Below are 7306 nucleotides of genomic sequence, written 5' to 3'. Positions count from 1 at the left end.
CAACGCCGAGCGCATCGGCAACGTCCTGGACTGGGCGCGTGACCCCGTCAGCCTGAACATGTCCGTGGACGACGACGGCGACACCCCGCCGACGGCCGTCCGGGCGGGCAGTGCCACCGAAGCGGGCGCCTGCGGCACGCGCACCGCGCGCGGCGCGCCCAGGGGGGTGCGCGACCGCATCCCGGACCAGCGCCGGAAGTACGGGGTGAACACGGCGAAGTGGTCCTTGCCCGGGCCGGAGGGAGTCAGCTCCCCGGGCGCGACCGCGGTGACCACCGCGTCGTGGACGTGGAGCCGGCAGCCCCGGGGCCCGAGCGCCTCGCGCAGCCGCTCCTCACGCCGCTGCGCGTAACCGCTGACGCCCGCCGACAGGTGGACGGCGTCCGCGCCCGTCCCGTCGACGATCCCGCAGACCTCGGCGACCACGTCCCCCGACCGGACGACGAGCCGGCCGCCCCGGTCCCGGAGCCCCGCGTCGAGGTCGCGCAGGCAGTCGGCGAGGAACGCGCGGCGGTTCGGGACGGCGAAGCCCGCCCGCCCGACGCCGTCGTCCAGGACGAACAACGGGACCACCTCGTCCGCCGACGCGAGGGCCGCGCGCAACGGCGGATGGTCGTGCAGCCGCAGATCGGAGGTGAACAGGACGACCGCTACGCTCACGCCCGCCGCCCGTTCGTCTCCCGGCCGGCCGCCCGGGCGATGTTGCGGGCCATCCCGCCGAAGACGACGGCGTGGAACGGCGCCACGCTCCACCAGTAGGCGTGGCCCAGGAGGCCGGACGGATGGAAGACGGCGCGCTGCCGGTAGTGGGACCGGCCGCCCGGCCCCTCCAGCGCGTACATCTCCAGCCAGGCGAGGCCCGGCAGCCGCATCTCGGCGCGCAGCCGCAGCAGGTGGCCCGGCTCGATCTCCTCGACCCGCCAGAAGTCCAGCGAGTCCCCGACGCGCAGCCGTTGGGCGTCCCGCCGGCCCCGGCGCAGGCCCACCCCGCCGACCAGCCGGTCCAGCCATCCCCGCACGGCCCAGGCCAGGGGGAAGGAGTACCAGCCGTTGTCACCGCCGATCCCCTCGACGACCCGCCACAGGGCCTCCGGCGAGGCGTCCACGTCGAGCTCCCGCACATCCGTGTAGAGGCTCCCGCCGGCCCAGTCCGGGTCGGTGGGCAGCGGATCGCTCGGGATGCCCGGTGTGGACGCCGAGGACCACCGCGTCGTGACCCGCGCCTCCCGGACCCTCCGCAGGGCGAGCGACAGGGCGGTCGCGAAGGAGCAGGGCTGCCCGGGACCGTCCGGGACGTACCCGGCGATGTCGTGCTCGTGGCAGACGACCTCGTAGCGCAGGGACTCCGCGAGCGGACGCGCGATGGACCGGGGCACGGGGGTGACCAGCCCGATCCAGTGACTCGACAGCCCCGGGCTCAGCATCGGCACCGGCAGGATGAGCCGTCGCCGGAGTCCGGCGACGCGCGCGTACTGCTCCATCATCTCCCGGTACGTCATGACGTCGGGCCCGCCGATGTCGAAGGCCCGGTTCACCTCGCCGGGCATCCGCGCGCTGCCCACGAGGTAGCGGAGCACGTCCCGGACCGCGATCGGCTGGATCCGTGTCGACACCCAGCTCGGCGTCACCATGACCGGCAGCCGCTCGGTGAGGTACCGCACCATCTCGAAGGAGGCGGACCCGGAACCGATGATGACGGCCGCACGGAGCACGGTCGTCGCCACCCCCGAGTCCAGGAGGATCCGGCCGACCTCGGCACGCGAGCGCAGGTGCGGGGACAACTCCGCCTCGGGGACGTCGGCGGGGGTGAGACCGCCCAGGTACACGATGCGCCGGACCCCGGCGGCCCGGGCCTGCTCGCCGAAGATCCTGGCCGCGGTGCGGTCCGTCTCCTCGAACCCGCTCCCCGCGCCCATCGCGTGCACGAGGTAGTACGCGACGTCGACGCCGCGCATCGCCTCGCCGACGGACTCGGCGTCGGTCACGTCCCCCCGGACCACCTCCGCCTCACCCGCCCAGGGGTGGTCCCGCAGCTTGCCGGGACTGCGCGCCAGACAGCGCACCCGGTGACCGGCCGCCAGGAGTTCGGGGACCAGGCGGCCCCCGATGTACCCCGTCGCGCCCGTCACCAGACTCCGCGGACCCGCTTCGTCGCTGTCGCTCTCCATGGCCCTCCGCTCCGGCCCGTAGTTTTCCCTCTTCCGGGCCCGCAGGGGCTTATTGAGCCTGTCGGCGTGTTGCGCGGGGTTCCCCGGGTACGTGAGGTCTTCACACGATTGCGGGCCCGGCAACACCGGGACGCGGCCGCCCCCTGTGGTCCCCTCGGATCACGCCCACCCACCGATGCGATGCGAGGGACATGCGATGCGCAGTCACCCGACGGAGGATGCCGCCTCCGCCGGCCTCGGGCCGGGCCCGGAGAGCCGCACCGTCCACGTGCCCGTACGCGCCGACGAGCAGGACGGCCCGCTGGGGCACCACCCACGCCCCGCACCCGCGGCCGAGGACGCCGCCTCGGTCGACGCGGACGTCGCCGCGGCGGTCGTCCGCACGGCACGGGGCGTCCTGAGGGAGCGGGTGACGAGATCCGCCGCCGTCGACCCGGTCTTCGCGCGGGACGTGGCCGAACGGGTGGAGAAGTTCACCCTGGACGGCGGCAAGCGCCTGCGGCCCGCGTTCCTCTGGTGGGGGATGCGGGCCTGCGGCGGGGAGGCGGTGACGGCCGCCCTGCGGCTCGGGGTCGCCCTCGAACTCATCCAGACCTGCGCACTCGTCCACGACGACGTCATGGACGGTGCGGCACTGCGCCGCGGCCGTCCGGCCGTGCACGTCACGCTCGCCGGCCTGGCCGACCCGGCCCAGGGCCCGGCCCGGGCCGAGTCGTTCGGCAGGTCGGCGGCGGTGCTCGTCGGTGATCTGGCCCTGGTCTGGGCGGACGACACCGTCACCGACACCCCCATGGCCCCGGAGGTCCGCCGGCGTGTGGGGGAGACGTGGCAGGCGATGCGCACCGAGATGGTGGCCGGCCAGTACCTCGACCTGCACGGCCAGATCACCCGCGCACGCTCGCCGGAGCAGGCCCTGCGCGCCGCCTGCCTCAAGAGCGCGCTGTACACCGTGGAGCGCCCGCTCGCCCTCGGCGCGGCCCTGGCGGACTCGGGGCCGGACGTCACCCGCGCCCTGTGCGCGGCCGGCCGCTGCGCGGGGATCGCCTTCCAGCTGCGCGACGACCTGACGGGGGTGTTCGGCGACCCCGCCGGCAGCGGCAAACCGTCCGGCGGGGACATCCGCGAGGGCAAGGCGACCTACCTCCTGGCCGTGGCCCGGGCACGCGCCGGGAGCGAGCGGGACCGCGGCGCCGTGCGCCTCCTCGACCGGGTCGTGGGGGACGCCGGGCTCACCGAGGACGAACTGGCGCGGGTGCGCGAGGTGCTGACGGCGACCGGTGCCCGCGCCGCCGTCGAGGAGGAGGCCCGCCGGCTCGCCGAGCAGGCCGTGCACCACCTGGAGGGGGCAGCGGCCGAGCAGGGCGCGAGCCGCGTACTCGCCGGGCTGTTCGAGTCCATCGCCGCCGGGCACCGCGCGGGCCGGACCCCGGCACCGGACGGACCGGCCCGGCCGGCCCCCGAGGCCGGCCGCCAGGCAGCCGAGCCGCCCGGACCGGCCCCCGGGCACCGAGGACATCCGGCCGTCGCGGCCGAAGGAGGCGAACGCCGATGCTGACCGTCGACGGGAGGACCGACCACGTGGTGGTGGTCGGAGCGGGCCTGGCGGGTCTCTCCGCCGCACTCCACCTGCTCGGGGCGGGCCGGCGGGTGACGGTCGTCGAGCGGGACGACCGACCGGGAGGCCGCGCCGGCAGCCTGGAGATGGCCGGCTACCGCGCCGACACCGGCCCCACCGTCCTGACCATGCCCGGCCTGGTCGAGGAAGCCTTCGCGGCGGTCGGCCACAGCCTCCGCGAGCGGCTGGAACTGGTGCCGCTGCACCCCGCCTACACAGCCCGGTTCGCGGACGGCAGCCACCTGGACGTCCACACGGAGGGCGACGCCATGGAGGCCGCGGTCGAGCGGTTCGCCGGCGCCCGGGAGGCGGCCGGCTACCGCGGGCTCCGGTCCTGGCTGGAGCGCCTCTACCACGTGCAGATGCGGCGCTTCATCGACACCAACTTCGACTCCCCCCTCCAGCTCCTCCACCCCGACCTCGCCCGCCTCGCCGCCCTCGGCGGCTTCGGCCGCCTCGACGCGCGTATCGGGCACTTCGTGAAGGACGAACGGCTGCGCCGGGTCTTCTCCTTCCAGGCCCTGTACGCGGGCGTGCCACCGGCCCGGGCGCTCGCCGCGTACGCGGTCATCGCGTACATGGACACCGTGGCCGGGGTCTACTTCCCCCGCGGTGGCATGCACGCCCTGCCCCGGGCCCTGGCGGCGTCGGCCGCCGAGGCCGGCGCCCGGTTCCTCCACGGACGGACCGTCACCCGGCTGGAGCGCTCGGGCGACCGGATCACCGCCGTCGTCACCGACCAGGACCGCATCCCGTGCGACGCCGTGGTCCTCACCCCCGATCTGCCCGAGGCGTACCGGCTCCTCGGCCGCCGGCCCCGACGCCCCCTCGCCCTGCGCCACGCCCCCTCGGCGGTGGTCCTGCACGTCGGCACGGACCGCACCTGGGCCGGACTCGGCCACCACACGCTCTCGTTCGGAGGCGCGTGGAAACGCACCTTCCACGAACTCACCCGCACGGGCAGCCTCATGACCGATCCCTCGCTGCTCATCACCCGCCCCACGGCCACCGATCCCGGTCTCGCACCTGCGGGCAGGCACCTCCACTACATCCTGGCGCCCTGTCCCAACACCGACATCGGGCCGGACGCGCGGGCGTGGGGCGAGTTGGCGCCCCGTTACCGCGACAGCCTGCTCACCGTCCTCGAACAGCGGGGGCTGACCGGCATCGCCTCGTCCATCGAGGAGGAGTGCCTCGTCACCCCCGCCGACTGGACCGCCCAGGGGCACGCGGCCGGAACCCCTTTCTCCGCCGCCCACACGTTCCCCCAGACGGGCCCGTTCCGCCCCCGCAACCTCGTACGGGGCATCGGCAACGCGGTACTCGCCGGCTGCGGCACCACCCCGGGCGTCGGCGTGCCGACCGTGCTGATCTCCGGGAAGCTGGCGGCGCAGCGGATCACCGGCCTTCGCACCCGCACCGGACCCCGCACCGTACCGAAAGGCAGCCCCGCATGACCGCCCGTGAACTCGACGCGGCAGGCATTCACGAGCCGTCCCTGCGTGCCGCGTACGCCGCCTGCCGCCGGCTCAACGCGCGCCACGGCAGAACCTACTTCCTGGCCACCCGCCTGCTCCCCGCCGACCGCCGCCCGGCCGTGCACGCCCTCTACGGCTTCGCTCGCCTGGCGGACGACATCGTCGACGACCTCGGGACCGGCGCCGCGCCCCAGGAGCGCGCGCTCGCCCTGACCCGCCTCGAGGCGCAGCTCGACGCCGGGCTCCGCGGCGGGCCCACCCGCGAACCGGTGCTCCGGGCGCTCGCCCACACGGCTGCCGCCTACGGCATCGAGCACCGCCACTTCACCGACTTCATGGCATCCATGCGCAGCGACCTGACGGTGACCGGCTACGCCTCCTACGAGGAGCTGGCCCGGTACACGCACGGCTCGGCCGCCGTGATCGGCCTCCAGATGCTGCCGGTGCTGGGCACGGTGGTCCCCCGCGCCGAGGCGGCGCCGTACGCGGCGGCCCTCGGCGTCGCCTTCCAGCTCACCAACTTCCTCAGGGACGTGGGCGAGGACCTGGACCGCGGCCGCCTGTACCTCCCCGAGGACCTGCTCGCCGCGCACGGGGTGGAGCGGCAGCGGCTCGAACACGGCAGGGCGACCGGGGCCCGCGACCGTGGGGTCGACGAGGTGCTGAAGGCGGCCGCGGCCCACAACCGCGCCGTCTACCGGCGGGCCCTGCCGGGGCTGGCCCTGCTCGCGCCGGTGTCACGGCCGTGCATTCGCACCGCGTTCGTCCTCTACAGCGGCATCCTCGACGCGATCGAGGCCGACGGCTACGCGGTCCTGCACCGCCGGTCGGTCGTCCCACGCCGGCGCCGCGCCGCGGTCGCCCTGGACGGGTTCGTACGCGCCCTGGCCGCCAGGGCGGCCGCCCCCGGCACCGACCGGCGGGCACGCGCGCGCACCGGCGGTCCGGTGCGGCGGGCCCACGGGGAGGCGGCGTGAACCGGGCGGGCCGCGGCGGACGGAGCCGCATCCCGCTGCGCCTGCGTGCCGCTCCCGTCCGCTGGGAGGAACAGCGCCCCACCTGGCAGGACGCCAAGCCGGCGCTGATCGGTGAAGCCCTCGCACGCGCCCGGGCGAGGCCCTCCGGCAACTGGTACGTCCTCGGCGCCTCCCGGTCCGTCACCGCGGACCGGCCCTTCGGGCGCACGGTGGCGGGGCGTGAGGTGGTGGCCTGGCGCGACGCCTCGGGCCGGCTGCTCGCGGGGCCGGGAGCCTGCCCCCACCTCGGCGCCCCGTTGCGCGACAGCCGGGTGCGCTGCGGGACGCTGGTCTGCCACTGGCACGGACTGGCCCTTCAGGGAGGGGAGTTCGCGGGCTGGGAGCCCCTGCCCGCCCACGACGACGGCGTGCTGGCCTGGGTGCGGCTGGACGAGGCCGGCGGCGAGGCACCCCTTGACCGCCCGGTGGTCCCGCCCCGTCCGGCTGCGGCCCGGGCCGTCGACGCCGTGTACGAGGCGACCGGCGTCTGCGAGCCCGAGGACGTCGTGGCCAACCGCCTCGACCCGTGGCACGGGGCCTGGTTCCACCCGTACTCCTTCGTGGACCTCACGGTGCTCGACCCGGGCGGAGCCGACGACGCGACGGGCGGGGACGGCTTCGCCGTGGACGTGTCCTTCAAGCTGGCCGGGCGGGTCGTGGTCCCGGTGCGGGCGCTCTTCACCGCCCCGGAGCCCCGCACGGTGGTCATGCGCATCGTCGAGGGGGAGGGGCGGGGCTCCGTGGTCGAGACCCACGCCACGCCGTTGGGCGCGGACGGGGCGGGCAGGCCCAGGACCCTGGTGACGGAGGCGGTCGTGGCCGCCTCCGACCGGCGCGGCTTCGCCGCGGCCCGCGCCGCGGCGCCCCTGCTGCGCCCTCTGATGCGTGCCTCGGCGGGCAGGCTGTGGCGGGACGACCTGGCGTACGCGGAACGGCGCTACGAACTCCGCAGCACCGGCCGGTTCCCCGGCTGACCCGGCGCCGGCCACCCCCGGGGGGCGGGCCGTTCGGCCGGACCGACGTCCGGGC

The 7306-nt window shown here is 76.0% G+C and carries 5 protein-coding genes and 1 pseudogene; 4 read left to right on the top strand and 2 right to left on the bottom strand.

Translation table 11 applies throughout. The annotated features are described in order from the left end of the window. Positions 1-78: 78 nt before the first annotated feature. Positions 79-660, bottom strand: a pseudogene (locus tag ABZ371_RS26390) (deoxyribodipyrimidine photo-lyase); the annotation flags it as partial. Further along, positions 657-2168 carry an SDR family oxidoreductase gene (locus ABZ371_RS26385; RefSeq protein ID WP_358683991.1) on the bottom strand — a complete coding sequence of 504 codons (1512 nt, stop codon included), beginning with the start codon at positions 2166-2168 and terminating at the stop codon, positions 657-659. The pseudogene ABZ371_RS26390 and the gene ABZ371_RS26385, both read right to left, overlap by 4 nt. Positions 2169-2364: 196 nt before the next feature. On the opposite strand from ABZ371_RS26385, the gene ABZ371_RS26380 reads away from it, so the two are divergent. Genes ABZ371_RS26380 through ABZ371_RS26365 form a run of 4 tightly spaced genes read left to right on the top strand, consistent with a single transcriptional unit; the run spans position 2365 to position 7251 of the window. Beyond that, entirely contained in the window at positions 2365-3723 is a 1359-nt protein-coding gene (locus ABZ371_RS26380; RefSeq protein ID WP_358683989.1) for a polyprenyl synthetase family protein, read from the top strand. Further along, a complete protein-coding gene (crtI, locus tag ABZ371_RS26375; RefSeq protein WP_358683987.1) occupies positions 3717-5240 on the top strand; it encodes a phytoene desaturase family protein in 1524 nt (507 codons plus the stop codon). Before ABZ371_RS26380 ends, crtI begins: the two co-directional genes overlap by 7 nt. After that, a complete protein-coding gene (locus tag ABZ371_RS26370; RefSeq protein ID WP_358683985.1) occupies positions 5237-6238 on the top strand; it encodes a phytoene/squalene synthase family protein in 1002 nt (333 codons plus the stop codon). The genes crtI and ABZ371_RS26370 overlap by 4 nt, the downstream gene beginning before the upstream one ends. Then, positions 6235-7251: a DUF5914 domain-containing protein gene (locus tag ABZ371_RS26365; RefSeq protein WP_358683983.1), complete on the top strand. Its 1017-nt coding sequence runs from the start codon at positions 6235-6237 to the stop codon at positions 7249-7251. The genes ABZ371_RS26370 and ABZ371_RS26365 overlap by 4 nt, the downstream gene beginning before the upstream one ends. Positions 7252-7306 lie beyond the last annotated feature (55 nt).

The sequence above is a fragment of the Streptomyces sp. NPDC005899 genome, from assembly GCF_040629645.1.
Classification (GTDB): Bacteria; Actinomycetota; Actinomycetes; order Streptomycetales; family Streptomycetaceae; genus Streptomyces.
Note: the sequence above shows the minus strand (reverse complement) of the source record. Positions and strands in the feature narration are given on the sequence as shown.

What these genes read in the sequence shown, in the direction of transcription:
- ABZ371_RS26385 (WP_358683991.1), bottom strand. Translation starts at nt 2,168, where the DNA reads ATGGAGAGCGACAGCGACGAAGCGGGTCCGCGGAGTCTGGTGACGGGC.
- ABZ371_RS26380 (WP_358683989.1), top strand. Translation starts at nt 2,365, where the DNA reads ATGCGCAGTCACCCGACGGAGGATGCCGCCTCCGCCGGCCTCGGGCCG.
- crtI (WP_358683987.1), top strand. Translation starts at nt 3,717, where the DNA reads ATGCTGACCGTCGACGGGAGGACCGACCACGTGGTGGTGGTCGGAGCG.
- ABZ371_RS26370 (WP_358683985.1), top strand. Translation starts at nt 5,237, where the DNA reads ATGACCGCCCGTGAACTCGACGCGGCAGGCATTCACGAGCCGTCCCTG.